The 26,937-nt window shown below is 67.3% G+C and carries 22 protein-coding genes and 1 pseudogene; 12 read left to right on the top strand and 11 right to left on the bottom strand.

All coding sequences use genetic code 11. From position 1 onward, the window contains the following. The first annotated feature begins 22 nt into the window (after positions 1-22). From GBZ26_RS02090 to GBZ26_RS02080, 3 genes are all read left to right on the top strand, one after another. Entirely contained in the window at positions 23-1,291 is a 1,269-nt protein-coding gene (locus GBZ26_RS02090) for a cytochrome b (protein ID WP_041812444.1), read from the top strand. After that, positions 1,291-2,055: a cytochrome c1 gene (locus GBZ26_RS02085; protein ID WP_035676897.1), complete on the top strand. Its 765-nt coding sequence runs from the start codon at positions 1,291-1,293 to the stop codon at positions 2,053-2,055. Before GBZ26_RS02090 ends, GBZ26_RS02085 begins: the two co-directional genes overlap by 1 nt. 116 nt (positions 2,056-2,171) lie before the next feature. After that, a complete protein-coding gene (locus GBZ26_RS02080; RefSeq protein ID WP_174437379.1) occupies positions 2,172-2,723 on the top strand; it encodes a DUF924 family protein in 552 nt (183 codons plus the stop codon). On the opposite strand, the gene GBZ26_RS02075 is transcribed toward GBZ26_RS02080, so the two are convergent. Continuing rightward, the gene (locus GBZ26_RS02075) at positions 2,698-3,252 is read right to left on the bottom strand and encodes a response regulator (RefSeq protein ID WP_174437378.1); all 555 of its coding nucleotides are present in this window, start codon (positions 3,250-3,252) and stop codon (positions 2,698-2,700) included. The genes GBZ26_RS02080 and GBZ26_RS02075 overlap by 26 nt on opposite strands. A gap of 184 nt (positions 3,253-3,436) precedes the next feature. Between GBZ26_RS02075 and GBZ26_RS02070 the strand changes: the two genes are divergently transcribed. After that, entirely contained in the window at positions 3,437-3,841 is a 405-nt protein-coding gene (locus GBZ26_RS02070) for a DUF423 domain-containing protein (protein ID WP_174437377.1), read from the top strand. Between the two features lie 32 nt (positions 3,842-3,873). On the opposite strand, the gene GBZ26_RS02065 is transcribed toward GBZ26_RS02070, so the two are convergent. Then, on the bottom strand, positions 3,874-4,233 hold the full coding sequence (locus tag GBZ26_RS02065; RefSeq protein WP_174437376.1) for an ArsR/SmtB family transcription factor: 360 nt from the start codon (positions 4,231-4,233) through the stop codon (positions 3,874-3,876). 256 nt (positions 4,234-4,489) lie between these two features. Here GBZ26_RS02065 and GBZ26_RS02060 point away from each other — a divergent pair, with 256 nt between their 5' ends. From GBZ26_RS02060 to GBZ26_RS02030, 7 genes are all read left to right on the top strand, one after another. Then, complete coding sequence (locus GBZ26_RS02060; protein WP_174437375.1) at positions 4,490-4,717, top strand: sulfurtransferase TusA family protein; 228 nt, start codon at positions 4,490-4,492, stop codon at positions 4,715-4,717. 168 nt (positions 4,718-4,885) lie between these two features. Next, positions 4,886-5,815, top strand: coding sequence for a histone deacetylase family protein (locus GBZ26_RS02055; protein ID WP_174437374.1), 930 nt, complete (start codon positions 4,886-4,888; stop codon positions 5,813-5,815). A gap of 156 nt (positions 5,816-5,971) precedes the next feature. Continuing rightward, positions 5,972-6,226, top strand: a complete 255-nt coding sequence (locus GBZ26_RS02050; protein WP_149167076.1) for an exodeoxyribonuclease VII small subunit — start codon at positions 5,972-5,974, stop codon at positions 6,224-6,226. Positions 6,227-6,251: 25 nt separating this feature from the next. Beyond that, complete coding sequence (locus tag GBZ26_RS02045) at positions 6,252-7,118, top strand: polyprenyl synthetase family protein (RefSeq protein WP_174437390.1); 867 nt, start codon at positions 6,252-6,254, stop codon at positions 7,116-7,118. 18 nt (positions 7,119-7,136) lie between these two features. Further along, a complete protein-coding gene (gene dxs / locus GBZ26_RS02040) occupies positions 7,137-9,053 on the top strand; it encodes a 1-deoxy-D-xylulose-5-phosphate synthase (RefSeq protein ID WP_174437373.1) in 1,917 nt (638 codons plus the stop codon). 237 nt (positions 9,054-9,290) lie between these two features. Next, positions 9,291-10,196: a sensor histidine kinase gene (locus GBZ26_RS02035; RefSeq protein WP_174437372.1), complete on the top strand. Its 906-nt coding sequence runs from the start codon at positions 9,291-9,293 to the stop codon at positions 10,194-10,196. 89 nt (positions 10,197-10,285) lie between these two features. Beyond that, on the top strand, positions 10,286-11,038 hold the full coding sequence (locus GBZ26_RS02030; RefSeq protein WP_174437371.1) for a TlyA family RNA methyltransferase: 753 nt from the start codon (positions 10,286-10,288) through the stop codon (positions 11,036-11,038). A gap of 49 nt (positions 11,039-11,087) precedes the next feature. Here the strand turns inward: GBZ26_RS02030 and GBZ26_RS02025 are convergent, their stop codons facing one another. From GBZ26_RS02025 to GBZ26_RS01985, 9 genes and pseudogenes are all read right to left on the bottom strand, one after another. Next, the gene (locus GBZ26_RS02025) at positions 11,088-12,212 is read right to left on the bottom strand and encodes an AI-2E family transporter (protein ID WP_211104534.1); all 1,125 of its coding nucleotides are present in this window, start codon (positions 12,210-12,212) and stop codon (positions 11,088-11,090) included. A 130-nt stretch (positions 12,213-12,342) separates the two neighbouring features. Beyond that, on the bottom strand, positions 12,343-15,123 hold the full coding sequence (locus tag GBZ26_RS02020; RefSeq protein WP_174437370.1) for an MGH1-like glycoside hydrolase domain-containing protein: 2,781 nt from the start codon (positions 15,121-15,123) through the stop codon (positions 12,343-12,345). Between the two features lie 103 nt (positions 15,124-15,226). Next, on the bottom strand, positions 15,227-18,352 hold the full coding sequence (locus GBZ26_RS02015) for an efflux RND transporter permease subunit (RefSeq protein ID WP_174437369.1): 3,126 nt from the start codon (positions 18,350-18,352) through the stop codon (positions 15,227-15,229). Continuing rightward, positions 18,349-19,476 carry an efflux RND transporter periplasmic adaptor subunit gene (locus tag GBZ26_RS02010; RefSeq protein ID WP_174437368.1) on the bottom strand — a complete coding sequence of 376 codons (1,128 nt, stop codon included), beginning with the start codon at positions 19,474-19,476 and terminating at the stop codon, positions 18,349-18,351. The genes GBZ26_RS02015 and GBZ26_RS02010 overlap by 4 nt, the downstream gene beginning before the upstream one ends. Positions 19,477-19,511: 35 nt before the next feature. Then, positions 19,512-20,624, bottom strand: coding sequence for an efflux RND transporter periplasmic adaptor subunit (locus GBZ26_RS02005; protein WP_174437367.1), 1,113 nt, complete (start codon positions 20,622-20,624; stop codon positions 19,512-19,514). Between the two features lie 27 nt (positions 20,625-20,651). Further along, on the bottom strand, positions 20,652-21,839 hold the full coding sequence (locus GBZ26_RS02000; protein ID WP_174437366.1) for an acetate/propionate family kinase: 1,188 nt from the start codon (positions 21,837-21,839) through the stop codon (positions 20,652-20,654). A 7-nt stretch (positions 21,840-21,846) separates the two neighbouring features. Then, a pseudogene (locus tag GBZ26_RS01995) lies at positions 21,847-22,776 on the bottom strand (bifunctional enoyl-CoA hydratase/phosphate acetyltransferase); the annotation flags it as partial. Between the two features lie 42 nt (positions 22,777-22,818). Beyond that, positions 22,819-23,295, bottom strand: coding sequence for a hypothetical protein (locus tag GBZ26_RS01990; RefSeq protein WP_174437364.1), 477 nt, complete (start codon positions 23,293-23,295; stop codon positions 22,819-22,821). Positions 23,296-23,342: 47 nt separating this feature from the next. Then, a complete protein-coding gene (locus tag GBZ26_RS01985) occupies positions 23,343-25,610 on the bottom strand; it encodes a DUF3141 domain-containing protein (RefSeq protein WP_345772033.1) in 2,268 nt (755 codons plus the stop codon). Between the two features lie 906 nt (positions 25,611-26,516). Between GBZ26_RS01985 and GBZ26_RS01980 the strand changes: the two genes are divergently transcribed. Continuing rightward, positions 26,517-26,918, top strand: coding sequence for a Rap1a/Tai family immunity protein (locus GBZ26_RS01980; RefSeq protein WP_174437363.1), 402 nt, complete (start codon positions 26,517-26,519; stop codon positions 26,916-26,918). The last annotated feature ends 19 nt before the right edge of the window (positions 26,919-26,937 follow it).

Below are 26,937 nucleotides of genomic sequence, written 5' to 3'. Positions count from 1 at the left end.
TTAAGGTTCTGGAGACCCCAAGATGGCTCAGGCTCACGCCCCCCAGTTCAAGAATCCCGTCGTGAAGTGGATCGACAGCCGCCTGCCGATCTTCACGATGCTGGACCATGAGTACAACCAGTATCCGATGCCCCGGAACGTCAACTATCTGTGGGCGTTCGGTGCCATCGCCGGCATCATGCTGGTCATCATGATCGCCACCGGCCTCGTGCTGGCGATGCAGTATGCGGCCAACACGCACATCGCCTTCGAGTCGGTGGAGCGCATCATGCGCGACGTCAACTACGGCTGGCTGCTGCGCTACGTCCACGCCAACGGCGCGTCGATGTTCTTCATCGCCGTCTACATCCACATGTTCCGCGGTCTCTACTACGGCTCCTACAAGGCGCCCCGCGAGATCCTGTGGATCCTCGGCGTGCTGATCCTGCTGGCCATGATGGCGACCGCCTTCATGGGCTACGTGCTGCCGTGGGGCCAGATGAGCTTCTGGGGCGCCACCGTCATCACGAACCTGTTCTCGGCCTTCCCGCTGGTCGGCGACCCGATCGTGACCTGGCTGTGGGGCGGCTTCTCCGTCGACAACCCGACGCTGAACCGCTTCTTCGCGCTGCATTTCCTGCTGCCGTTCGTGCTGCTGGGCCTGGTCGTCCTCCACACCGCCGCCCTGCACGTCTCCGGCTCCAACAACCCGCTGGGCATCGACGCCAAGGGCCCGCAGGACACCGTGCCGTTCAACCCGTACGTCACGATCAAGGACGGCTTCGCGGTCGTCGTGTTCCTGATCTTCTACGCGGCCTTCGTCTTCTTCGCCCCGAACTACCTCGGCCACCCGGACAACTACATTCCGGCCAACCCGCTGGTCACGCCGGCGCACATCGTTCCGGAATGGTACTTCCTGCCGTTCTACGCGATCCTGCGCGCGATTCCGGACAAGCTGGGCGGCGTGCTTGCCATGTTCGGCGCCATCGCGGTGCTGGCGGCCCTGCCGTGGCTCGACACCTCCAAGGTACGCAGCTGCAAGTTCCGTCCGATCTACCGCCAGTTCTTCTGGATCCTGGCCATCGACGCCCTGGTTCTGGGCTACGCCGGCGCGATGCCCGCGGAAGGCGTGTGGCTGCTGGTCGCCCGCATCGGCACGGCCTACTACTTCTTCCACTTCCTGATCCTGCTGCCGCTGCTGGGCAAGCTGGAGCGTCCGCTGCCGCTCCCCGCCAGCATCTGCGAACCGGTTCTGAAGGGCGGTGGCCGCGTTGCCGCCGGCGCCCACGCCAAGCCCATGGAGAAGGCATAATGCGCTCTCTGAAGTCTGCCATCCTCTCCGCGGCCGTCGCCCTGGGCCTGGCCGGCGCCGCGCAGGCGTCGGAAGCGGTGCACATTCCCAAGCAGGAGTGGTCGCACAGCGGCGTCTTCGGCACCATCGACAAGGCCTCGGCGCAGCGCGGCTTCCAGATCTACAAGGAAGTCTGCTCGACCTGCCACTCGGCCAAGCTGGTCCCGATCCGCACGCTCGCCGGCATCGGCTTCAACGAGGACGAGCTGAAGGCGATCGCCGCCGGCTATGAGGTCCAGGCCGGTCCGAACGACGCCGGCGAGATGTTCATGCGTCCGGGCATCCCGGCCGACCGCTTCCCGTCGCCGTTCCCCAACGACAACGCCGCCCGCGCCGCCAACAACGGCGCCCTGCCGCCGGACCTGTCGCTGATGGCGAAGGCCCGCGTCGGCGGCGAGGACTATCTCTACGCCTTCCTGACCGGCTTCGAGGAGAACCCGCCGGAAGGCGTGACCCTGATGCCGGGCATGAACTACAACAAGTACTTCCCGGGCCATCAGGTGGGCATGCCCAACATCCTGATGCCGGACGGCGTGACCTACGCCGACGGCACCCCGGCGACGGTGCAGCAGCAGGCCCACGACATCAGCACCTTCCTGACCTTCATCGCCGAGCCGCACATGGATGCGCGCAAGCAGATGGGCGTGAAGGTGATCCTGTTCCTGATCGTGCTGGCCGGCCTGATGTACGCCACCAAGCGCAAGCTGTGGAGCACCCTGCACTGAGCCGTGTCCCAGCCCGGTGTGGATGATCGAGACTGGACAGGGCGCCTTCGGGCGCCCTGTTCTTTTGTGGCCGAGGCTTTTACCGACGACCCCATTTCCAGGCGAAGGTGGTGCAGATGACCGACAGTCTGATCGACGAGATCGTGGATTTCTGGTTCGACGAGGCGACGAAGCCCTACTGGTTCCGCCAGTCCGACAGCTTCGACCGGGCGGTGCGCGACACGCTGCTTCCCCATCACGAGGCGGCGGCGGCGGGCCGCTACGATCATTGGCTGGAGGATGTGGACGGCTGCCTGGCGCTCTGCGTCCTGCTGGACCAGGTGCCGCGCAACGTCTTCCGTGGTTCCCCGCGGGCCTTCGCGACCGACGGCAAGGCGCTGGCGGTGGCCCGCCATGTGGTGGAGCAGGGCTACGACCTGGAATGCACCGAGGACGAGCGCATCTTCCTCTATCTGCCGTTCGAGCATCAGGAGGACATGGACTGCCAGGATCTGTCCTGCACCCTGTTCCGGGAGCGGGTCAGCGATCCGGAGGTCGTGGATTACGCCGAACGCCACCGCAAGGTCATCGCGCGCTTCGGGCGGTTTCCCCACCGCAACGCGGTCCTCGGCCGCGAGACGACGCCGGAGGAGGCGGAGTTCCTCAAGGAGCCGGGTTCGTCCTTCTGACGGTCTCGCCCTCCGGCACCCCAGGCTCCAGCCAGCGCTTCAGGGCGGCCAGCAGTTCAGGGCGGCGGACCGGCTTGGGCACGTAATCGTTCATGCCGGCGAACACGCAACGGTCGCGGTCCTCGGCGAAGCCGTGGGCGGTGACCGCGATGATCGGCACCATGGCGCGGGGGCCGGCCATCGCCCGGATCGCCAGGGTCGCGGCGATGCCGTCCACCTCCGGCATGGCGACGTCCATCAGCACGGCGTCGTAGGGGGCCTCCGCCGCGGCGACGGAGGCGATGGCCTCCGCCCCGCCGTCCGCGGTGTCCACAGTGAAGCCGACCTTGCGCATCAGCGCCGCGGTCAGCAGCCGGTTGGTCGGGCTGTCGTCAACCACCAGCAGACGTCCGCCGCGGGCCAGGGCCCAGGCGACCAGGCGCTCCTCCCCGGACGGTGGCGGCGTGCCCAGGGAAACCGGCGAACTGGGTGGCGCCGGCTCGGTGTGGGACGTGTCTAGCGGCTGTCGGTGCAGAATGATGTGGTTCACGACGAGCCTTTGGCATTTTGCAAATCAATTTGCGCCGAACCGCCGCAGACTCCCGGTTTCCCGTGGGGGTAGGATGGCTCGCCGGCCCACATCAAGCAAAGGGTGGGCCAATTGGTTACGAGATCGAACTTTTCCCGCCGCCCGCAATGGACGGAATGCGGGAACGCCAGCGTGGAGAGGACCTATGGGATTGGTTGATCGGCTCTGGGTGGCCTTCGCGGCCCTGAACGGCGCCGTCGCGGTGGGGGCTGGGGCTTATGCCAGCCACGGACTGGCCGGCGACCCGCGCGGGCAGGAGCTGTTCCGGCTGGCCGGGCAATACCAGATGTGGCACGCGCTGGCCCTGGTCGCCCTGGTCGCGCTGCTGCGCACCGCCGACGGCCCGGCGCGCCTGGCGCTGCGCCTGTCGGGTTGGTTGTTCGTGGCGGGGATTGTGCTCTTCAGCGGGACGCTTTACGCGACCGCCGCCAGCGGCCCGCTGCCCTTCGCCATGACCGCTCCGACCGGCGGCAGCGCCTTCATTCTGGGCTGGCTGGTGCTGGCCCTGGCGGTTCTTCTGTTCGGGCGGCGCTTCTTCGGGCCAGGCTGAAACGGGAAGGGCTGAAACGGGAAGGGCGGCGCTCAGGCCGAAGCGCTGCTCGTTTCCTCGGCGGAGGTTGGCGACCCCTCGTCCGTCTTGCGGGCGACAGGCGCGCAGAACAGCTCATGGAGGGTCGCCATGATGGTCTGCGCCTCGTGCCCGTTCAGCGAGTAATAGATGTTCTGGGCGGCGCGGCGCGTCCGCACCAGCTTGTCGCGACGCAGGCGGGCCAGATGCTGGGACAGCGCCGACTGGCTGAGGTCGACCAGTTCCTCCAACTCGCCGACCGACTTCTCGCCCTCGGTCAGGTAGCACAGGATGAGGAGGCGGCGCTCGTTGCTCATGGCCTTGAGCAGCGTGCTGGCCCGCCGTGCGTTGCTCTGCAGATCGGCAATGTTCATGAAACGACCGTTTCTGTCGACGCCAAGCAACAGCGAACCGTTGCGCCCAACCCTTGCGCCGCAGCACCGCCGTTTATCGTTCGTGTTCAATCATATGGAAGAGTGTACCGCGCTGTCTACCCGTGGATGTCCCGTAGTCGAAAGAATGTTCCCCAGGCCGCGAAATCACCGTTCAACGGGTTGAGGGCCGCGCGCCGCCGTTCTAGACTCACCGTCTGGACGTGTTGCGGCGGTGCCCGAAGGAGTGCAAGGAACGATGGCCGACCAGACGCTCGACGCCAAGGGTCTGCAATGCCCGCTGCCGGTGCTGCGCGCGCGCAAGGCGCTGAAGACGGTGCCGCCCGGATCGACGCTGACCGTCGAGGCGACCGACCCCAGCGCGCCCAAGGATTTCGCCGCCTTTTGCGAAGCCACCGGCAACCGGCTGGCCGCAAGCGTGGAGGAGGGGGGCGTCTACCGCTTCGTGATCGAGCGCTGCGCCTGACGGAGTCGCGAAACAGGGTGGCCTGCACGTTCGCCGCGCAAAAGGGGTGGAGGCGGCGGTTGGGGGATGTGACGATAAGCCCTGCAATCATCCTGTACTTTCATTAGCGATCCAGGAAGAATGGGCGCAGGGAAATGCCTCGAACACGAACGAAAAAGACAGAAAAGCATGTTCACCACCCTGTTCACCCACGCCGCCTGCCTGGACCACGACACAGGGCTGGGCCATCCGGAATGCGCCGACCGGCTTCGTGCGGTGCTGGCGGCCCTTGAGACCGAAGAATTCTACATGCTGGAGCGGCAGGAGGCGCCGCTCGCCACCCTCGAGCAGCTCTCGCGGGCGCACCCGCGGGAGCATATCGAGCGCATCCTGGCCCTGGTGCCCGAGCAGGAGCACGCCGGCATCGACGCCGACACGGTGATCTCCCCCGGTTCGGGCGAGGCCGCGCTGCGCGCCGCCGGCGCGGTGGTCGCGGCGGTGGACGCGGTGGCGTCGGGCCATTCGCGCAACGCTTTCTGCGCCGTGCGCCCGCCGGGGCATCATGCCGAGCATGAAAAGGCCATGGGCTTCTGTCTGTTCAACAACGCCGCGGTCGGTGCCTACCACGCGCGGGCGGCGCACGGGCTGCAGCGGGTGGCGGTGATGGACTTCGACGTCCACCACGGCAACGGCACGCAGGACATTTTCCAGCGGGACCCGGACCTGCTCTATTGCTCCACCCACCAGTCGCCGCTCTATCCGGGCACGGGCGACGCGGGGGAGAAGGGCGATTACGGCAACTGCGTCAACGCGCCGCTCGCCGCCATGTCCGGTTCGCCGGAGTTCCGGCACGCGATGACCCACATCATCCTGCCGGCCATCGACCATTTCAAACCGGACCTGCTGATCATCTCCGCCGGGTTCGACGCCCATTCGCGTGATCCTCTGGCCGGGCTCCACCTGACCGACGACGACTTCGCCTGGGCCACGCGCAAGCTGGGCGATCTGGCCCGCACCCACTGCGGCGCCCGCGTCGTGTCCGTGCTGGAGGGCGGCTACAATCTGCGTGCCCTGGCGTCGGCCACCGCGGCGCATGTGCGCGAATTGATGTATTGCTGAGCTTTCCGATTCTTCCGGCCGATTCTTCCGGCTAGGCCCGTGGTGGGAGTGTGATACGCCCGCCGCGGGCCTTGCGCATTTGGGGGCTGAGCCATAATTTCGGTTTTCGGTCCCATCGCGGGCACCCCATCGTATGGATCATTGGCCGGATGGATCATGGCTGACCTCGCTCACATTCCCCCCGACATCGCCGCCCTCAGCTTCGAGGACGCGCTGGCCGAGCTTGAGCGCATCGTGCGCCAGCTCGAAGACGGGCGCGGCAAGCTCGACGACGCAATCTCCTCCTACGAGCGCGGCACCGCGCTGAAGCGGCATTGCGAGGCCAAGCTGCGGGAGGCCCAGGCCAAGATCGACCGCATCACCGTTGCCGCCGACGGCACCCTCGGCACCGAACCCGCCCGGATCGACTGACGTGCAGACCGACCTCAAGACAGCCATGGCCGACATGGCGGCGGATGTGGAGCGTGCGATCCTGCACCTTCTGCCGACCACCGACCTCCCCGAATCGCGCGTGCTGGAGGCGATGCGCTACGGCTGCCTGAATGGCGGCAAGCGGCTGCGTCCCTTCCTGGTCTGCCAGTCCGCCGCCCTGTTCGGCGTCAACCCGGACTGCGCGCTGCGCGTCGCCGTGGCCGTGGAGTTCGTCCACAGCTACTCGCTGGTCCACGACGACCTGCCGGCGATGGACGACGGCGACCTGCGCCGCGGCCAGCCGACCGTGCACCGCAAGTTCGACGAGGCCACCGCGATCCTGGCCGGCGACGGGCTGCTGACCTACGCCTTCGAGGTGCTGGCCGATCCGGCCACCCACGAGGACCCGAACGTGCGCTGCCAGCTGGTGGCGGCGCTGGCCAAGGCCGCCGGGCCGCACGGCATGGTCGGCGGCCAGATGCTCGACCTGATCGCCGAGCATGAGACCTTCGACCTCGGCACGACGACACGGCTCCAGCGCATGAAGACCGGCGACATGATCGCCTTCTCCTGCGAGGCCGGCGGCATCCTGGGCAAGGCCCCGCCGCCGCAGCGCCTCGCGCTGCGCGCCTACGCCCACGATCTCGGGCTGGCCTTCCAGATCGTCGACGACCTGCTGGACGTGGAAGGCACGGAGGCGGAGACCGGCAAGTCGGTCGGGCGCGACGCGGAGGCCGGAAAATCGACCTTCGTGTCCATCCTCGGGCGGGACCGCGCCCGCTCGCAGGCCGCGATGCTGGCTGTCCAGGCCAAGGCGCACCTGGAGATCTTCGACGGGCGCGCCGATATCCTCAAAGCGGTCGCCGACTTCGTCGTCGCGCGGCGGACCTGAACGGAGGACGTTTCCAACGTGACCCCCAACGACAAGACGCCGCTTCTCGACCTCGTCCACACCCCCGCCGATCTGCGGGCGCTCAAGCCCGAACAACTCCGGCAGGTGGCCGACGAGTTGCGAACGGAGACCATCAGCGCGGTGTCGGTGACCGGCGGGCATCTGGGCGCCGGGCTGGGGGTGGTCGAACTGACCGTCGCCCTGCATTACGTGTTCCAGACTCCGGCCGACCGGCTGATCTGGGACGTCGGGCACCAGTGTTACCCGCACAAGATCCTGACCGGCCGCCGCGACCGCATCCGCACGCTGCGCACCGGCGGCGGGCTGTCGGGCTTCACCAACCGGTCGGAGAGCGAATACGACCCGTTCGGCGCCGGCCACAGCTCCACCTCCATCTCGGCGGGGCTGGGCATGGCGGTGGCGCGCGACCAGCTGGGCCGCGACAACCATGTGGTCGCCGTGATCGGCGACGGCGCCATGAGCGCCGGCATGGCCTATGAGGCGATGAACAACGCCGGGTCGGCGAACAGCAAGCTGATCGTCATCCTGAACGACAACGACATGTCCATCGCCCCGCCGGTCGGCGCGATGAGCGCGTACCTGTCGCGGCTGATTTCGTCGAAGCCCTATCTCAGCCTGCGCCATCTGGCCAAGGACATCGCGGAGCAGCTGCCGCGTCCGCTGCGCACGGCGGCGCGGCGGGCGGAAGAGTACGCCCGCGGCATGGTCACCGGCGGCACGCTGTTCGAGGAGATGGGCTTCTACTACATCGGGCCGATCGACGGGCACAATCTGGACCATCTGCTGCCGGTCCTGCAGAACGTGCGCGACGCCGAGGACGACAAGCCGGTCCTGATCCACGTCGTCACCAAGAAGGGCAAGGGCTACGGCCCCGCCGAGGCCTCGGCCGACAAGCTGCACGCGGTCGCCAAGTTCGACGTCGTGACCGGCGCCCAGTCCAAGCCCAAGTCCAACGCCCCGACCTACACCCGCGTCTTCGCCAACGCCCTGATCGCCGAGGCCGAGCGCGACTCCCGGGTCCTCGGCATCACCGCGGCCATGCCGTCGGGCACCGGGCTCGACCTGTTCGGCCAGCGCTTCCCCGACCGCTGCTTCGACGTCGGCATCGCCGAGCAGCATGCCGTGACCTTCGCCGCCGGGCTGGCGACCGAGGGCTTCAAGCCCTTCTGCGCGATCTACTCGACCTTCCTGCAGCGCGCCTACGACCAGGTGGTGCACGACGTGGTGCTGCAGCGCCTGCCGGTGCGCTTCGCGCTCGACCGCGCCGGTCTGGTCGGGGCGGATGGGGCGACCCACGCCGGGGCCTTCGACGTCGCCTATCTCGGCTGTCTGCCCGACATCGTGCTGATGGCGGCGGCGGACGAGCTGGAGCTGATGCACATGGTGGCGACCAGCGCCGCCATCGACGACCGCGCCTCGGCGCTGCGCTACCCGCGCGGCGAGGGGGTGGGGCTGGAGCTGCCGGAGCGTGGCGAGGTGCTGCCCATCGGCAAGGGGCGCATCCTCCAGGAAGGCACCAAGGTGGCGATCCTCAGCTACGGCACGCGTCTGGCCGAGGCGCGCAAGGCGGCGGCGGAGCTGGGCGCGCGGGGCCTGTCGACGACGGTGGCCGACGCGCGCTTCGCCAAGCCGCTGGACGAGGAGCTGGTGCGCCGTCTGGCGCTGGAGCACGAGGTGCTGATCACCATCGAGGAGGGCTCGGTCGGAGGTTTCGGCAGCTTCGTGCTGCAGCATCTGGCGATGACCGGGCTGCTGGACGGCGGCCTGAAGATCCGCCCGATGGTCCTGCCCGACCGTTTCCTCGACCATGACAGCCCAGCCAAGCAATATGAGGAAGCCGGGCTGACCGCCCGCCACATCGTCGCCACCGCCTTGCAGGCGCTGGGGATCGAGGCGGCGGCGGTGCGAGCCTGAATCCGGAAGGAAAGCGTCACCGATTCGACCCTGGTCGAAGGAGCTAATGCCATTAGCCTAAGGTCGGGCGGGGCGCTTTCTCTGGTGCGGCTGGGATCGCTGTCTTACAATTCGAAAACAATAGATAATTAACGTATCGGCCGGGACTGGATGTTGTCGAACATGCCTCAGGTGTTTGCAGCGGGCGCTGGGCGCGCATCCGACGAAAACAGAGCTTCGGCTCAGGATGGTCCGGAGATGTTCCGGTCCATCGTTGAAACGTCGCCGATGCCCACCGCCGTGATCGACGGCGCATCCTTCCGTTGTCTTTACGCCAACGCGACCATGCGCGCCCTGGGCTTGGAAGCGGGTCATCCCTTGGCGGACCGATTCCCGGAGGTTTCCGCCGATCGGATCGCCGAGGCGCTGAGCAGAGCCGAGGGCACCCGCCTGCGAATCAGCGGACCGGAAGAGGTGTCCTGGAACCTGGAGTTGGCCGCGCTCGACGGCGGTCCGACGCTGCTGGTCACCCTGCGTCCCGCCGAATCCGAATCGACCGAGACCGCCCACCATCACGCGCGTGAGGTCAGCCACCGGGTCAAGAACACGCTCCAACTGGTGTCCAGCCTTCTGACGCTCCAGACCCTGTCGGCCAAGGACCCGGACATGCGCCGCGCTTTTCAGGAGGCGTGCAGCCGCATCGGCACGGTGACCCAGGCGCATCAGCGCGTCCACGCCGCCGCCCGTGGCAGCCTCGTCGATTTCGGGGCCTATCTGAGCGATGCCTGCCGGGAGATGGAAAGCCATTTCGCGGTCGGTGGGCCGGAACGGCGCATCGCCGTGACGGTTGAGCAGGCGATGTTGCCGGTGGATTCGGTGATTCCGCTCGCGCTCATCGTCAACGAACTGGTCGGCAACGCCACCAAATACGCCTACGCGGCCGGCAGTCCGGGAGACATCGAGGTCAGCCTCGTGCCGCAGGAGGGTGGCCGCCGCCTGACCGTCGCCGATCACGGGCGCGGTCTGCCGCAGGGATTCGAGGTGGCGCGCGCCGACTCGCTGGGCATGAAGGTGGCGCGGGCCTTCGCCGGCCAGTTGAAGGGCAAACTGCGCGCGGAGCCGAACGTCCCCGGTGCGCGCTTCGTCCTGGACCTGCCTTTCTGACCGTCCTTCGCTTGTGATGGTCCATCGCCTCTTGCCGAACGCCGCATCCTGCGCCATGCATCCACCCTCTTCGATGGGGGAGTTCTGAGATGGCGCGTGTGCGTGCGGATGTGGCGCTGGTGGAGCGCGGGCTGGCCGAAAGCCGCGCCAAGGCGCAGGCGCTGATCCTGGCCGGGCTGGTCTATTCCGACACCAAGCGCATCGACAAGGCCGGCGATCCGATCGCCGAGGACGCACCGCTGTCGGTGAAGGGGCAGGACCATCCCTGGGTGTCGCGCGGCGGGCTGAAGCTGGTCAAGGGACTGGACGCCTTCGGCATCGACCCCACCGGCCTGACCGCCGTCGACGTGGGTGCCTCGACCGGCGGCTTCACCGACGTGCTTCTGACCCGCGGTGCCGCCAAGGTCTACGCGGTGGACGTCGGGCACGGGCAATTGGCCTGGAAGCTGCGCAACGACCCGCGCGTGGTGGTGCTGGAGAAGACCAACGCCCGCCACCTGACCAGCGCCGAGATTCCCGATCCCGTGGACATCGTGGTGTGCGACGCCAGCTTCATCGGGCTGGAGGTTGTGCTGCCGGCGGCGCTCGCCCTGGCCGTGCCGGGCGGGCGGCTCGTCGCCCTCATCAAGCCGCAGTTCGAGGTCGGCAAGGGCCGCGTCGGCAAGGGCGGGGTGGTGCGCGAACCGGAACTGCACCAGGAGGTCTGCGACCGCATCCGCGAATGGCTCGACGCCTTGCCGGGTTGGCGCGTGCTGGACATCACCGAAAGCCCGATCACCGGCCCCGAGGGAAACAAGGAGTTCCTGATCGGGGCGGTGAAAGACCTCCCGGTGGAACCATAAATTTTTGCGGGAACATCCGTGAACCGCACTTCCGAGATTTGCAGGGAGCCTACTCCGCCGCAGCGTCGCCGGGCTCGTTCCCCCCGCTCCATTCCCGAATGAGGCCGTACGCCACGGCGAGCAGCGTCGGGCCGAGAAAGATGCCGATCAGGCCGAAAGCGACGAGACCGCCGATGATGCCCAGGAAAATGATGATGAAGGGAAGATCGCTGCTTCGGCCGATCAGGATCGGGCGCAGGACGTTGTCGAGGCTGCCGACCAGAACACCGACCCAGGCCACCAGAAAGATCGCCATGGCGGTGCGACCCTGGCTGGCCAGCCAGATCGCGGCGGGCAACCAGATCAACACTGGCCCCATCGGCACCAGCGTCAGAAAGAAGGTGACGAAGCCAAGGAACAGGACGCCGGGAATTCCTGCAATCCAATAGCCCACGGTGGCGGCGATGGCTTGCACCAGAGCGGTGCCGAGCACGCCATGGACGACCCCGTTGATCGTTTCGGCGGCAACGTCGAGGGACTGCCGTGCGCGGGCACCGGCGATCCGTCCCACGACGCTGCGCAGCCGGCGCACGGCGGTGCGGCCGTCCCGATAGAGGAAGAAGGCGATCAGGACGCTCAGCGCGATCAGCGACGTCCCTGAGAGAAGATGCCCGCCGCTCTCCAGCACCCAGTCGCGGATCTGGCCGGAATAGGGCTGGAGCGTCATGCGAAGATTGGATTCGCCGCTCACCAGCACGCTCCAGATCCCCTGCAACTGGTCCCCGAGGATCGGGAGGCTGACCAGCCAGTCCGGCAGCGGTGGAAGTCCCCGGTCCATGGCCGCATGAACCGCCTCGAAGACCCGGACAACACTTTCCGACAGTTTCATTCCGAGCGCCGCGAGGGGGCCGACGAGAATCGCCATGACCATCAGCGTCATGATCGCCGCCGCCAGCGTTGTGCGGCCGCCGAGCGCGCGTTCGATCCGCCGGTGCAGCGGCCAGGTGCTGAAGGACAGGATGACGGCCCAGAGGATCGCCGGGATGAAGGGGCGCAGCACGACGAAGCAACCGATCAGCAGGATCAGCATCATCGACAGGACGAGCGCCTTGCGGACGTAGCTCATCTCGTACCGCTCCGGGAATTCCGAGGCGTCGGCGTGCGGCATGAGCCGGTCGTGAACGAAGTCCGCCATGGTTCGTGATCCCTTCAGGGCGCGATGGTCCAAACATCCTTGTCGATCTTGCAGACGTTCATCGGGTGGGGATGCCTCGGCTCCCGCATGACGTTGAACCGGTCATGACGGCCGGAAGGCTGGCGCACCCTCACACGCGCTGTTCGTGGACGGCTCTGTCGGCGTAGGCTTCCTTCGCGTTGCCGAGGAAGCCGTCCGCCGTGGTCGTTGCAAAGACATGCATGAGACGGGCGACCACACCGGTCCAGCCGGTCTGGTGACTGGCCCCCATGCCGGCGCCGATGTCGCCGTGAAAATACTCGTAGAAGAGGATGTGATCCTTCCAGTGCTGGTCCTGCTGGAACGTCCGGGCGCCGCCGAACACCGGACGATTGCCGTGTTCGTCGTGCAGGAAGATGCTCTCCAGGCGCCGCGATATGTCCCGGGCGACCTCATAGAGGTTCATCATGCTCCCCGACCCGGTCGGGCATTCGATGAGGAAGTCGTTCCCGAAATAGGCGTAGTATTGGAGCAGCCCGCGAACGATCAGCGCGTTGATCGGCATCCAGATCGGCCCGCGCCAGTTCGAATTGCCGCCGAACATGCCGCTGTCGGACTCCGCCGGCAGGTAGGGAACGCGGAATTCCTGGCCTCCCACGACGAAGACGTAGGGGTGGTCGGAGTGATGCCGGGACATCGACCGGATGCCGTAGGGGCTGAGGAATTCCCGCTCGTCCAACATGCGCGTCAGAACCCGGCGCAGCCGGCCTTCGTTCAGGATGGCGCCAAGCCGGCGCCCGTCGAACCCGACCTGTCGCGGGTCGTGCATGGCGCCCACCAACTCCGGGCGATCGGCCAGGAAGGACTGGAAACGCGCGGCGATGTCCGGGTGCTTGGCCAGGACCTCGCCGTCGAAGACGCAAACGGCGCACAGCGGCAGCAGGCCCACCAGGGATCGGACCTTCAGGCGCTCCGCCCGTCCGTCCGGCAGCCGCAACACGTCGTAGAAGAAGCCGTCCTCCTCGTCCCACATGCCGGTGTCGTCGCCGATGCGGGTCATCGCCGAGGCGATCCACAGGAAATGTTCCGCGAACTTGACGGCCATGTCGGCGTGGAGCGGGTCGGTCTTCGTCAGTTCCGCCGCGATCTCCAGCATGTTCAGGGAGAACAGCGCCATCCAGGCCGTGCCGTCCGCCTGCTCCAGACAGCCGCCGGTCGGCAACGGCGCGCTGCGGTCGAACACGCCGATGTTGTCGAGCCCGAGGAAGCCGCCTTCGAAGACGTTCCTTCCCTCGCGGTCCTTTCGGTTGACCCACCAGGTGAAGTTCAGCAGCAGCTTGTGGAAGGTCTGCTCGAGCCAGCGGCGATCCGTCTCGTCGTTCCGCGGCTTCAGCAGCCGGTAGGTGAAGATGGTCGCCCAGGCGTGCACCGGCGGGTTCACATCACCGAAATTCCACTCGTAGGCGGGAATTTGCCCGTTGGGGTGCAGGTAGCGTTCGCGCAGCATCAGCTCCAACTGCTGCTTGCCGAAGTCGGGATCGACCAGCGTCAGGGCGAGCACGTGGAAGGCCAGATCCCAGGCCGCGTACCAGGGGTATTCCCACTTGTCCGGCATCGACACGATGTCGGCGTTGTGCATGTGGTGCCACTGGCTGTTGCGCGGGCCGATCCGGCGGGCCGCCGCGAACGGGTTCGCTCCGTGCTGCTTCAGCCAGGTGCCGACGTCGTATTCGTAATACTGCTTGCTCCACAACATGCCCGCCAGGGCCTGACGGAACACCAGGGACTCGTCCGCGGTGAACGACGGCGGGGTGAGGAACGCGTAGAACGCGTCGGCCTCCCGGCGGCGGGCGTCGAACAGGTCGGTGAAGGCGGTGCCGAAGACATCGTCGCCCGCGGATTCTCCGCCGGGCGTCATCCCACCGGCCGTACCGTCCGCGTCCAGGCGCAGGCGGATGGTTCGACTCTCGCCGGGGGCGAGGGTCAGCCGATAGTGGGCGGCGGCCTTGGTGCCGGACTTGTCCGGGTTCACCGCTTCCGCCAGCCCGCGCACGACGCAGGCGTCGATCCCGTCCTTGACGTAGGGGGTGCGGTTCGGGACTCCAAACAGGCGCTGGCGGTTGGTCTCGTTTTCGGTGAACAGCAGCGCTGGACCACCGTCGCAATGCAGCGCCTTTTCTCCCTCCTCGGGATCGAGGGCGGCGATGCGGCGGCCCGCTACGGCTTCGCGAAGCGTGGGCTTGCGCGCGGTGTCCTCGGAACCGTCGTCTTGTGACCACTGGTTGCGCCACCACAGCGTCGGCAGGACGTGCAGGTCCGCCGCCTCCGGCCCACGGTTGTGCACGGTGATCTCGATCAGAATTCGCTTGGGAGACGCCTTGGCGTATTCCACAAAGACGTCGAAATAACGATTCTGGTCGAACACCCCGGTGTCGAGCAATTCGTATTCCAGGTCCTGCCGGTTCCGCCGGCGGCTCGTCTCGACCAGATCGTTGTAGGGAAAGGCCGCCTGCGGATACTTGTAGAGATACTTCATGTAGGAGTGGGTCGGCGTGCTGTCGAGGTAGTAATAGTATTCCTTCACATCCTCGCCGTGGTTGCTTTCGCCGTTGGTCAGACCGAACAGCCGCTCCTTGAGGATGGCGTCGCGCCCGTTCCACAGCGCCAGCGCGAAGCAGAGCCGCTGGCGGTCGTCGGAGATGCCGGCCAAGCCGTCCTCCCCCCACCGGTAGGCGCGCGAACGGGCGTGGTCATGCGGGAAGTGGTTCCAGGCATCGCCGTGTTCGCTGTAGTCCTCGCGCACGGTGCCCCATTGCCGCTCGCTGAGATAGGGCCCCCACGTCTTCCAGGGGACGCCCTGTTCGCGCGCCTGGTCGAGCCGCACCTGCTCGGCGGTCCGACCGCCTTCCAGCCGTTCAGCCCGGTCCGGCATGTTCCCCTCCCTCGCTGGATCGTTCGTTGATGCTCCCGCTCATCGGGTGCCGACGGTGATGCCCGCGGAGGCGCGCCGCGTGAGGGAGTGGATCGGCGGGTGGTCACACACCGCTCGTCACGCCCTTGGTCGGCGCCGGGCCCGGCGGGTGGACGGATTCGTCGTACCGGGGCTTGGCGCGCTCCTCCGCCGCCGGTTCCCGGATCCGGAACCAGGCGACATACAGCGCCGGCAGGAAGAGCAGCGTCAGCAGGGTCGCCACGATCAGGCCGCCGATGATCGCGTAGGCCATGGGGCCCCAGAAGACCTCCGGGGCGATGGGGATCATGCCCAGGCTGGCCGCCGCCGCCGTCAGCAGGATCGGCCGCACGCGGTGCATGGTGGCGTTGATGACGGCGTCCCAGGGATGCTCCCCGGCTTCCAGATGCTCGTCGATCTGGGCGATCATGATGACCGAGTTGCGGACGATCATGCCGATCAGCGCGACCACGCCCAGGATGGCGACGAAGCCCAGCGGCGTGCCGGTCGGCAGCAGCGCCGCGACGACGCCGATCAGGCCGAGCGGCGCCACGCTGATGACCAGGAACAGCTTCTGGAAGCTTTGCAACTGGACCATGAGGATGGTCAGCATGATGAAGACCATGATCGGAAAGACGGCGGTGATCGAGGCCATGCCCTTGGCGCTGTTCTCCACCGTGCCGCCCGCTTCGATGGAGTAGCCGGGCGGCAGGCTGCGCCGCAACTCGTCCACCGCCGGGGCCAATTGCTGCACCACCGTCGCGGCCTGGAGCGGGGGGACCAGATCGGCCTGGACGGTGATGGTCGGCAGGCGCGACCGCCGCCAGACCACCGGCTGCTCCAGGTCGTAGCGCATGGTCGCGACCTCGCCCAGCGGCACGGTGCGGCCGTCCGGAATGGCGATCTGGAGATTGCGCAGCGTCTCGATGGAGCTGCGCTCCGCGTTGGTCGCCTGGGCCACCACGTCGATCAGGTAGATGTCGTCGCGCACCTGGGTGAAGGCCGCACCCGACACCGTGGCGTTCAGCGCCTGGTTGAGCGACTTGGAGCTGATCCCCAGCAGGCGGGCCTTGTCCTGGTCCACATCGACCCGCACCACCTTCGACGGCTCGTTCCAGTCGTAGTTGACCAGCAACGTGTAGGGGTTTGTGCCGATGGTGTCGGCCATCCGGGCGGCGATGGCCCGCACCTCGCCCACGTCGGGTCCGGAGACGCGGTACTGGATCGGCCAGCCGACCGGCGGCCCCATCTCCAGCGGGCTGACCCGCGTGTTCAGGTCGGAGAAATCCTCGTTCAGCACCTTCTCCAGCCGGGCGCGGACGGCCTCGCGGACCTTGTAGCCCTTGGTCACCACCACCGCCTGCGCGAAGTAGTCGTTGGCCAGCTGCACGTCGAGCGGCAGGTAGAAGCGCACCGCACCCTGGCCGATGTAGAAGCTCCACCGCTCGACATCCGGGTCGGCCGCCAGCACCTTCTCGAAGCGATTCACCACCTCCTCGGTCGACCGGATCGAGGCCGTCTGCGGCAGGGTCAGATTGACCAGCAGTTCCGGACGGTCGGAGGCGGGGAAGAACTGCTGCTGGACGAAGCGCAGGCCGAAGACCGACAGGCTGAACAGCAGCAGCGTGGCGACGATCACCAGATAGCGCGCCCGCATGGCCAGGCGCAGGCTGCCCCGGAACATCCGCATCAGGCGCCCCGGTTCGCCGCCATGCTTCGCCTTCATGGTCTTGGGCAGCACGTTCACCCCGATGAGGGGCGCGAAGAGGACCGCCACGATCCAGGAGAACAGCAGCGCCATCGCCACCACGGCGAACAGCGTGAAGCAGTATTCCGCCGCACCGCCCTGGGCGAAGCCGATGGGGATGAAGCCGGCGACGGTGATCAGCGTGCCGGTCAGCATGGGAAAGGCCGTGGAGGTGTAGGCGAAGGTCGCCGCCTTATCGAGGCTGAAGCCCTCCTCCAGCTTGGTGATCATCATCTCCACGGTGATCATCGCGTCGTCCACCAGCAGGCCGAGCGCGATGATCAGCGCGCCCAGCGAGATGCGCTGGAGCGTGATGTCGAAGAACTCCATGCCGATGAAGGTCATGCCCAGCACCAGCGGGATGGAGGTCGCCACCACCAGCCCGGCGCGCAGGCCCAGGCTGATGAAGCTGACCACCAGGACGATGACGACCGCTTCCTTCAGTGCCTTGGTGAAGCCGGCGACCGATTCCTCCACCACCACCGACTGGTTGGCGACGAGGTGGACGCCGATGCCCACCGGCAGGTTCGCTTCGACCTGCCGCATCCGCTCGCGGATGCCCTCGCCGAAGGTCAGCACGTTGCCTCCGGCCGCCATGGAGATGATCATCCCGATGGCCGGCTGCCCGTTGTAGCGGAACAGCGGCGACGGCGGGTCGGCGTAGCCGCGCCGGATGTCCGCCAGATCGGCCAGCCGGTAGAACTTGTCGTTGGCGCGCAGGCTGATGGCCCGCAGGCTGTCCTCCGACGTGAAGGCGCCGCTGACCCGGACCGAGATCTTCTCGTCGCCAGCCTGCACCACGCCGGCCGGGGCCACGGCGTTCTGCGCCTGAAGCTCGGCGATGACCTGCTCGCGGTCGATCCCCATCGCGGCCAGCTTGCGCGTCGAGAAGTCGAGGTAGATCCGCTCGTTCTGGACGCCGACGAACTGGATCTTGCCGACGTCCGGCACGCGCATCAGGTCGGCCCGCGCGGTCTCCGCATAGTCCTTCAGCTCGCGGTAGCTGAAGCCGTCGGCGGTGAAGGCGAAGACCGTGCCGAAGGTGTCGCCGAACTCGTCGTTGAAGGCCGGCCCCTGCACGCCCTGCGGCAGGGTGGACTTCATGTCGGCGATCTTCTTGCGGACCTGATACCACAGGTCGGGCACCGCCTCGGCCGGCGTGTAGTCCTTCAGGTTCACGTAGACGACCGAGATGCCGGGCTTGGTGTAGCTCTTGACGTAGTCGAGATAGGGGATCTCCTCCAGCTTCTTCTCGATCGGGTCGGTCACCAGCTTCATGGTGTCCTCGATGGTGGCGCCCGGCCAGTTGGCCTGGACCACCATGGTCTTGATCGTGAAGGCCGGGTCCTCCTCGCGGCCGAGGCGCATGTAGGCCATGCCGCCCGCCACCGTCAGCGAGATGATCAGGTACCAGACGAAGGAGCGGTGGCGCAGAGCCCACTCGGAGAGATTGAAGCCGGTCATGGTGCCGCCGCCGTTTCGATTTTCTGGTTGAACCGCACCCGCTGGCCTTCGCTCAGGCTGTGCACGCCGGCGGTGACCACGACATCGCCGCGGGTCAGGCCCTCGGTGACGATGACCGGGCCATCGCTTTCCCTGGCGCCGTCCCTGGGCCGGATCACGACCGGCTGGCGCCGGACGGTCTGGGCCTTCGGGTCGACGAGCCAGACGAAGCTCCGCCCCGCCTCCTCGAACAGCGCCGTTCCCGGCAGTTCGACCACCGGGGTGGGGGGCTGCTTCAGGCGCCCGATGACGGTCGCGCCGAGGCGCAGGGCGTCGGGCGGGTTGTCCAGCGCGATCCGGACGGTGTGGGTCCGGGTGACGGGATCGGCCTGGGGCGAGATCTCGCGGACGCGGCCCACCGCCGTGATGTCCGGTGCGCCGGCCAGCGAGACCTCGATCACCGGGTCCTTCGGCGCCGCCCGGATGCCGGTCTCGGCGACGTTGAAGACGGCTTCGCGCTGCTCCGGCTGGGCGACGCGCACCACCATCTGGCCGGCTTCGACCACCTGTCCGGGCTCGGCCCCGATGGTGGTCACCACGCCGTCCCGATCCGCCCGCAGCTCCGTGTAGCCGACCCGGTCGCGGGCCGATTGCAGCGCCGCCTGCGTCGCGACGACCTTGGCGTCGGCGGTGCGCATCGCCAGCAGCGCCGCGTCGTACTGCGCCTGGGGGGCGTTGCCGTTGGCCAGCAGTTCCCGCTTGCGGGCCTCCTCGTTGCGCGCCTGCACCTGATCGGCCTGCGCGGAGGCGAGGTTCGCCTCGGCGGTCCGCAGCGCGTTGCGCTGGTCCTGGTCGTCCAGCCGGGCCAGCACGTCGCCGGCCTTGACCAGACTGCCGACATCGACCTGTCGCTCGACCAGCTTTCCGGCGATGCGGAAGCCAAGGTCGGCGTCGGCCCGCGCCTCGATGGTTCCGGTGGCGGAGCCGCCCATCCGGAAGGTCACCGGCTCCACGGTGATGGTCCGCACCGGGCGGATCACCGGCGCCGCGTCGGCGTGATGGCCGCCCTGCGGCTGACAGGCCGCCAGTGTCGGGGCCAGGGCCAGCAGCGCGATGAGAAGCGGGTTCGTGGTAGGCTGCCGCATGCCTGGGGGCCGCATGGTTGGTCGCGCGATGCGGGTCATGCGCCGCTCCCCTGCTTGATGGTGACCTTCTGGTCCGGCCGCAGCTTCTGGACGCCGCCGATCACCACCAGATCGCCATCGCTGAGGCCGCTGGAGACGGTGACCGTGCCGGTGTCGTATTGCAGGACGGAGACGGGACGCAGGCTCACCGTGTCGGCCGGCCTCGCCACGACCCAGACCGCCGGTTTTCCATTCTCCGTCTGGAACAGCGCCGAGGACGGCAGATTGACCACCGGCCGCGCCGGCAGCTTGGCCCGCCCGACGACGGAGGAGCCGAGCAGGAAGGCGTCGGGGGCGTTGGGCAGGGAAACCTTCACGGTGTAGGTCCGGGTCACCGGGTCGACCCCCGGAGACACCTCACGGATCGTTCCCTCGGTGACGGCCTTCGCATCGTTGACGAGCCTCACCTCGACCGTCGGCAGGCCCTCCCGTCCTTCCAGCCGGATGCTGGCGCCCGGCACCTGGAAGACCGCTTCCCGCTCATTCGGGTCGGCCAACCGCAGCACGGTCTGGCCGACGGCGACCACCTGGCCGGGTTCCGCCGCCTTCGCCGTGATGACGCCGTCGCGGTCGGCGCGCAGTTCGGTGTAGGACAGCGTGTCCCGGGCCGAGCCCAGCTGCGCCTCGGCGGAGTTCAGCTCGGCCTGCGCCTGCTGGTAGCGCTTCAGGGCGTTGTCGTACTGGACCCGGGTGGTGAAGCCGTTGGCGAGCAGGGAGCGCTGGCGCTCTTCCTGCGTCCGGCTCTGCTCGACGGCGGCGCGCGCTGCCGCCACGTCGGATTCGGCGGACCTCACGGCGTTGGTCTGGTCCTGGTTGTCCAGCCGCGCCAGCAGTTGCCCGGACGTGACCGCCTGCCCGACGTCCACCAGCCGCTCAACCACCTTGCCGCCGACGCGGAAGCCGAGGTTGCTCTCGTGACGGGCCTGGATTTCACCGGTCAGCGCGGCGGTGCGGTCGAACTGGCTCACCTGCACCGGCAGCGCGCGGATCAGCGTCGCCTCGGCCGGCGGCGGCGTCGGCTGCTCGCAGCCGAGAAGCAGGAGGCCGGCGAGGATCGCCGATCTGGATGACCCAAGCCCGAATGACCCAAACCCGGATAGCCAGGACATGATGCCTCTCTCCTTCTCGGGTCCGTGTCAGGCGGAGCGGTGGCGGCGGAGGATGGCGCGGGTGTGGAGCGCGATCATCCGTTCCTCGTCGGTCGGGATGACGCAGCCTTTGACACGGCTGTCCGGCGTCGTGATGCACAGCGCGTTCGCGGCGTTGGCCGCCTCGTCGAGGTCGAAGCCAAGCCAGCGCGCCCGCTCCGCGATGGCCTTGCGGATGGCCGGCGCCCGTTCGCCGATGCCGGCCGTGAACACGAGCCCGTCGATGCCCCCCATGGCGGCGGCCAGCGTTCCGATGGCGAGGCTCGCCCGGTAGACGAAGCAGTCCAGCGCAAGCCTGGCGCGTGGATCGGTGCTGGCCAGCAGGTCGCGGACGTCGTTGCTGATGCCGGACAGTCCCTTCAGGCCGCAGTCGTGGTACAGCAGCCGTTCGATGGCGCGGGCGTCCATGCCCTTGTCCATCAGGTACAGGACGACGCCGGGGTCCAGTTGCCCCGGCCGCGTGCCCATCGGCAGCCCGTCCAGCGCGGTGAAGCCCATGGTGCTGTCGACGCTGCGCCCGTCCCGGATGGCGCACATGCTGGCTCCGCTGCCGAGATGCGCGACGACGACCCGCCCGCCGGCGATGCCGGGGGCGAGGTCCGGCAGACGCCCGGCGATGTATTCGTAGCTCAGCCCATGAAAGCCGTAGCGCCGCACACCCTCCCGGTGGAGGGCCTCCGGGATGGCGTAGCGGTCGGCCAGCTCGGAATGGTGCCGGTGAAAGGCCGTGTCGAAGCAAGCCACCTGAAGCACGTCCGGCAAGAGTTTCCGGATCGCCCGGATCGGCGCCAGATTGTTCGGCTGGTGGAGCGGGGCGAGCGGAACGTAGGTCTCCAGCGTGCCGATCACCGCGTCGTCCACCGCCACATGGCTGTCGTAGGCCGGCCCGCCGTGAACCACCCGATGCCCGACCGCCACGGGCATGGCACCGCCCAGCCGCTCCCGCAGCCACGCGCCGAGAAAGGCCAGCGCGCCGGGTACCCCGTCACCGCATTCGGCCGGCAAGGGAAGACTGCCGTCCTGACCAACCAGCCGGGGCGTCGTGCCGATCCCCTCGATCTGGCCGCGCAGGCGCACCGGCAGCGTCCCGTCCGCCGCATCGAACAGCTGGAACTTGATGCTGGAGGAACCGGCGTTGATGACCAGGATCGTCTCGGTGATTGTCGTCTCGGTCATGGCGGCATCACCCCTTCACCGGCTGCTCGATCCGCTGCCGGTGCGCGTACAGCGCCGCCACGGCGCAGGAGGCCATGCGCGTCATGACGCTGTCGGCCCGGCTGGTCAGCACGATGGGCACCCGCGCCCCCAGCACGATGCCGGCGGCATCGGCGTTCGCCAGGAAGGTCAGGTTCTTGGCAAGCATGTTGCCCGCCTCCAGATCCGGCACGACGAGAATGTCGGCCTGCCCGGCGACCGGGGACGCGATGCCCTTGATCCTCACCGCTTCGGGGCTGATGGCGTTGTCGAGCGCCAGCGGACCGTCCAGCAGGCCGCCGGTGATCTGCCCCCGGTCGGCCATCTTGCACAGCGCGCCGGCCTCCACGGTGGAGGGGATTTTCGGGGTGATGGTCTCGACCGCCGACAGGATCGCCACCTTCGGCTGGGGGTTCCCCAGCGCCCGCGCCAGATCGATGGCGTTCTGGATGATGTCGCGCTTGTCCTCCAGGGTCGGCGCGATGTTCACCGCGGCGTCGGTGATGAACAGCGGCTTGCCGTAGGTCGGCACGTCCATGATGAAGACGTGGCTGATGCGCCGCTCCGTCCGCAGCCCGCTGTCCTTCCTGGCGACCTCGCGCAGCAGCTCGTCCGTGTGCAGGCTTCCCTTCATGAGAAGCTGCGCACGCCCCTGGCGCACCAGTTCCACCGCCGTGGCGGCGGCGGCGTGGCTGTGCGGCACGTCCACGATCTCGTACGGGGCGATGTCGAGGCCGGCCTCGTCCGCAACGGCCCGGATGCGCGCGGCCGGACCGATCAGGATCGGGGTGATGAAGCCCTGACGGGCCGCATCGACGGCGCCGCCAAGGGATGACGCATCGCAGGGGTGCGCCACCGCCGTGGGGATGGGGGGGATATCGCGGCAGGCGGCGACCAGCCGTTCGTACTTCTCATGCCGTTGCGGGGGCGGTGGCTGGCTGCCGGCCATGGCGTTCCCTCCTCACCAGCGCAGATACAGCCCGACGTCCCCCGGCATGCCGCCGGGATAGTCCAGGATCTGCGCCCGCAGCTTGTAGCCCTTGGCCCTCAAATTCTTGTCGAAGACCTCGTAGGCCTCGCGGGCGAAGCCGGTCAGGGAGTTCGGCCAGTCCGGCTCGAAATTGTTGATCGCCCGGCCACCGTCGGTGCAGTAGCTGCTCGGGAAGCGGGCCACCTGGATTTCCTTCACGCCGCGCGAAGCGGCGTCGCGCACCGCGCGGGTGAACCGCTCCTTGGCGTCGGGGCGGACGTGCTGGTTCATGAAGGCTTCGCGGACGGTGTCCTGTTCCTTCATGTGCTTCTTTTCCCGCTCCAGGGCTTCCTTGAGCAGCGCCATCTCGTGCTCCTCGGCGAGCTTCCGGAGTTCATCGGGCGTGATCAGGTCGTCACCGATGTCGGGGACGGCCGCGGCCGCCTTGGTCTGATCAACGTTGCTCATGACGCGTTCCCCTTGCTTCTTGTCAGCTTCGTGCGTCGGCATCGGATTCATTTGCCCTTCACAGCGTGCATCGGTCGCTGCTGCGTGTCCGTCCTGGCGATGTCGGAGGCGGCCTTGGCCAACGACGATCCGCCGGCCCTGGGCAGCACGCGCAGGGGCGGTTCACGCTCGGCCTCGATGCGCTCCTCCTTGTTGTGCAGAAGGGCGTCCACCTGCCGCAGGCGGGCGCGCTGGTCCGGAGTCAGCGGTCCGGAGGCCTCCAGGACCCGTTCCGCCAGCGCCATCACCTCCTTGCGCTCCTTCTCACCGGGCAGGAGCTTGGGCAGCGCGCTCATCGCCGCGGCTTCGTCCATCAGCATCAGGAAGACCTGTTCGCGGAAGACCGCGCGGACGGCGTCCACGGACAGCTGTTGTGTGCCGGGATGCTCCTCGCGGATTTTCCGCAGCATTTGGAAGGCGCGCTCGTCGAGGGCGCCCTCGCCGCGCCGTGCGTGGATCAGGACGCGGAACAGAGCCTCCCGCACACCGCCTTCGTCCACGCGGGCCATGATTTCGGCCATCCGCTTGTCGAACAGGGCGTCGAACGCCTCGTCGCGGACGCGTGGCGGCCGTGCGTCCTCGCCCGGCGCGGCCAGACCGACCAGAGCCTGAAGGAGCGGAGCGTTGTAGAGGCTCATGAACAGGCGCTCGACGGCACCGTCCCGCGTGTCCCGCCAGCGGTCGAGTCTCTGCACGATCTCGTCCGAGACGCGGTTCTGCGCGCTCAGGTACGGGTTGTCCGGGCTTACCGGGCGGCGGTGCTCGCGCACCCAGTCGGCCATGGGGCCGACCGGCGCCATGAAGGGGTTGAGGTGCGAGAACAGGTAATACTGGCTGCGCGCCGGGTTCATCATGCGCAGCCATTCGGCGAAGGGCTCGTTGACGGTCGCCTGGATGGAGGGCCGCGCGAAGGTGGCGTACAGGCCCTTGTTGATGTCCGAGATGCGGGCCACCGCGGCGAAACGCCGGTCGTCCTCCGGCGTGTTGCCGCCAAGCCCACGGATGTCGTCGAGCGTGCGCGGCTCGAATCGCGTCACGTAATCACCCGCGACCAAATCGGCGCCGGGGACGTTCGGATCCTTCGGCTGAAGGATCATCTCGTAAAGACCGGGCGGCAGCAGGTCGATGAAGTCAATGTTCTCGACGAACTCCGCCGTCTCCTTGCGGGCGACGCGGCTGGACACGAAGATGCCCAGGTGTCCGATGTCGTGATGGAGGTTGTAGACGATGGTCTGCTCGTGGGCTCGGATGTCCTCGACGTCGCTGTAGAGATCGAGGATCCAGCCCAGCGCCTGTTGCGGCGGCGTGATGTTGTCGCCGAAGGATGCGAAGACCAGGATGGGCGAGCGGATGTTCCGCAAATCCAGCCGGCGCTCGTTCCTGACGATGCCGCCGCTGGTCATCTTGTTGCCGACGAACAGCTCGTCGGTGATGGCCTCGATCTCCTCCCCGTTCAGCAGGAAGAAGCCGCTCCACCACTTTTCGAACTCCAGGTACCGGTCCGCTTCCGTGTCGATATGGGCGTACAGGTTGTACGCCTTCTTCCAATAGGTGTTGGCCGGGTCCAGCTTCTCGAAGTTGCCGACCAGATGCGCCCCGTCGAAGCGGCCATTGCCGAGATCGCTGGCCAGGGCGGCGAGCCAGGAGCCACCATAGAGTCCGCCGAGATAGCGCATCGGGTTCCGCCCCTTCACGCCGGCCCAATAGGACAGCGGGGAGCCCGCGATGATGATCGGCCCCATCAGGTCGGGCCGGACCGCGCTCAGCGCCATCACCGCCCAGCCGGCCTGGCAATTGCCGATGACGCACGGTTTTCCGCCGGCGCCGTCGTGCAGTTTTCCGACATGTTCGATGAAGAAGGCCTCGGCCTCACCGACGTCGGCCAGGGTCTGGCCCGGCTCCGGTTCAGGATGGAAACCGATGAAATAGCAGGGATGGCCGGCGCGCAGAGCGGTGCCGATCTGGCTGTCCGGCTTGAAGCCACCGATCCCTGGCCCGTGACCGGCGCGCGGATCGACGATCACGAACGGACGCTTGGACGGGTCGGTGCCGACGGCGGGGTCCGGCAGGATACGAAGCAGCATGTAGTTGCACGGCCGCTTCAGCCTCCGCCCTTCCATCACGACCTCGTACGGGAAGGTCAGGACAGGCGGCTTTCCTTTATCGGCGTGGTCCACGAACTGGTCGCCGCGGCGCCGCAGGACGTCCAGGAACAGGACCCAACGCTGCATGGCATCGACGCCATAGTCGAAAGCGTCCTGGAACGGGTTGGGCACGTTGAGCGGGTTGGGAAAAATCGGCGGTGGCCAGACATCCGCGCCTTTTCCGGTCGCCGCCTCTCCAACGGGCTTCCTCCCAGCCGATTTTGCCGAGGCTCCATCACCTGCGGGTTCGAAGAAGGGGCCAGGGGAAGGGCCAAGGAAAGGGCCAAGGAAAGGGAATGCCGCAGTCCAAGCTGAAAACCAAGGCATCAGAGGCTGTTGTTCAGTCGGGGGACGCTCCCGCCGAGTCTTCATCACATGTCCTCTCTGGCTATACGCTCTTGCGCCGGCTGTGCGTTTGCAGTGCCGCCCGGCGTCTTTGCGTTCGCGAAGGTGTTGCGAAGCTGGCGGTGCGGATAACGCCCCGTCGGGAGGGCGGGGGCCGAGGCGCTGGCTTTGACGCAGCTAGCTTTTGACTCGGTAAAGCCTGCACCGGATCACCCGCCGCGTTGAAGCATGCAACTGTTGGCCTTGTTACCGTATCAAGCCACGCTCCCTTGGTGGCCCATGCCCGAATCAGGGCAGTGACACCGTCTGCCGGTGCAGGCCCCGGTTTCAAGTTCCCCAAGATCGAGTTTTATTATTGGATACATTTTATCCGACGGATTTTTTGCGCAATTTATCTTTAAATTTTTCTTTTTCTTCAAGAAGTCAACAACGCGACGGGTAATCAATTCTGATTACTGATCGGTCTTTCGAAGAGAAAATGGCTTTCTTCACATGACAGATACGTTGGGCGTTACCGTAGCATGACTGCGTTGATTTTTGAGGAATGCTACTTTTTGAGGCGCAGTGTCTTGCAAGGTAAATCCTTCCCCGACATCCGCTTCCTGACCATCCGATCGGCTGTCCATCGATTGCGTGTCGGGACGGCCGGTTCGTCGGGGGCGTCCCCTCCATGAAAAGCGCTGGGAGCAAACCATGAAACACCGGATCAAGGTCGCTCTGGCCGTTGCCCTATCGGCGACGGTGATCACCGCCGCGAACGCGCAGATGGGGCCAACCCCCACGGAAACCAATTTTCAGGTCCGGACCACGGGCGACCTTGTGCGGCTGTGCGAAGCCACGCCGAACGACCCGACGGGCATTGCGGCCCTCCATTTCTGCCACGGCTTCGCCGTCGGTGCCTATCAGTACCATCAAGTCGTGGCGGCCGCCGAAGGCAAGCGCCAGTTGGTGTGCGCGCCGACCCCGCCGCCGTCGCGCAATGATGCCGTTTCCGCATTCGTCGCCTGGGCAAAGCAGAACCCCAGGCAGATGGACACGCCGCCGGTGGAGGGGCTGTTCCGCTTCCTGTCCCAGCGCTACCCCTGCGGCGCCTGATCGCGCCGGCATCCGATTC

The sequence above is a fragment of the Azospirillum formosense genome (assembly GCF_013340925.1).
Lineage (GTDB): Bacteria > Pseudomonadota > Alphaproteobacteria > Azospirillales > Azospirillaceae > Azospirillum > Azospirillum formosense.
The sequence above is the reverse complement of the archived record's forward strand: the minus strand, read 5'-3'. Positions and strand labels throughout refer to the sequence as shown.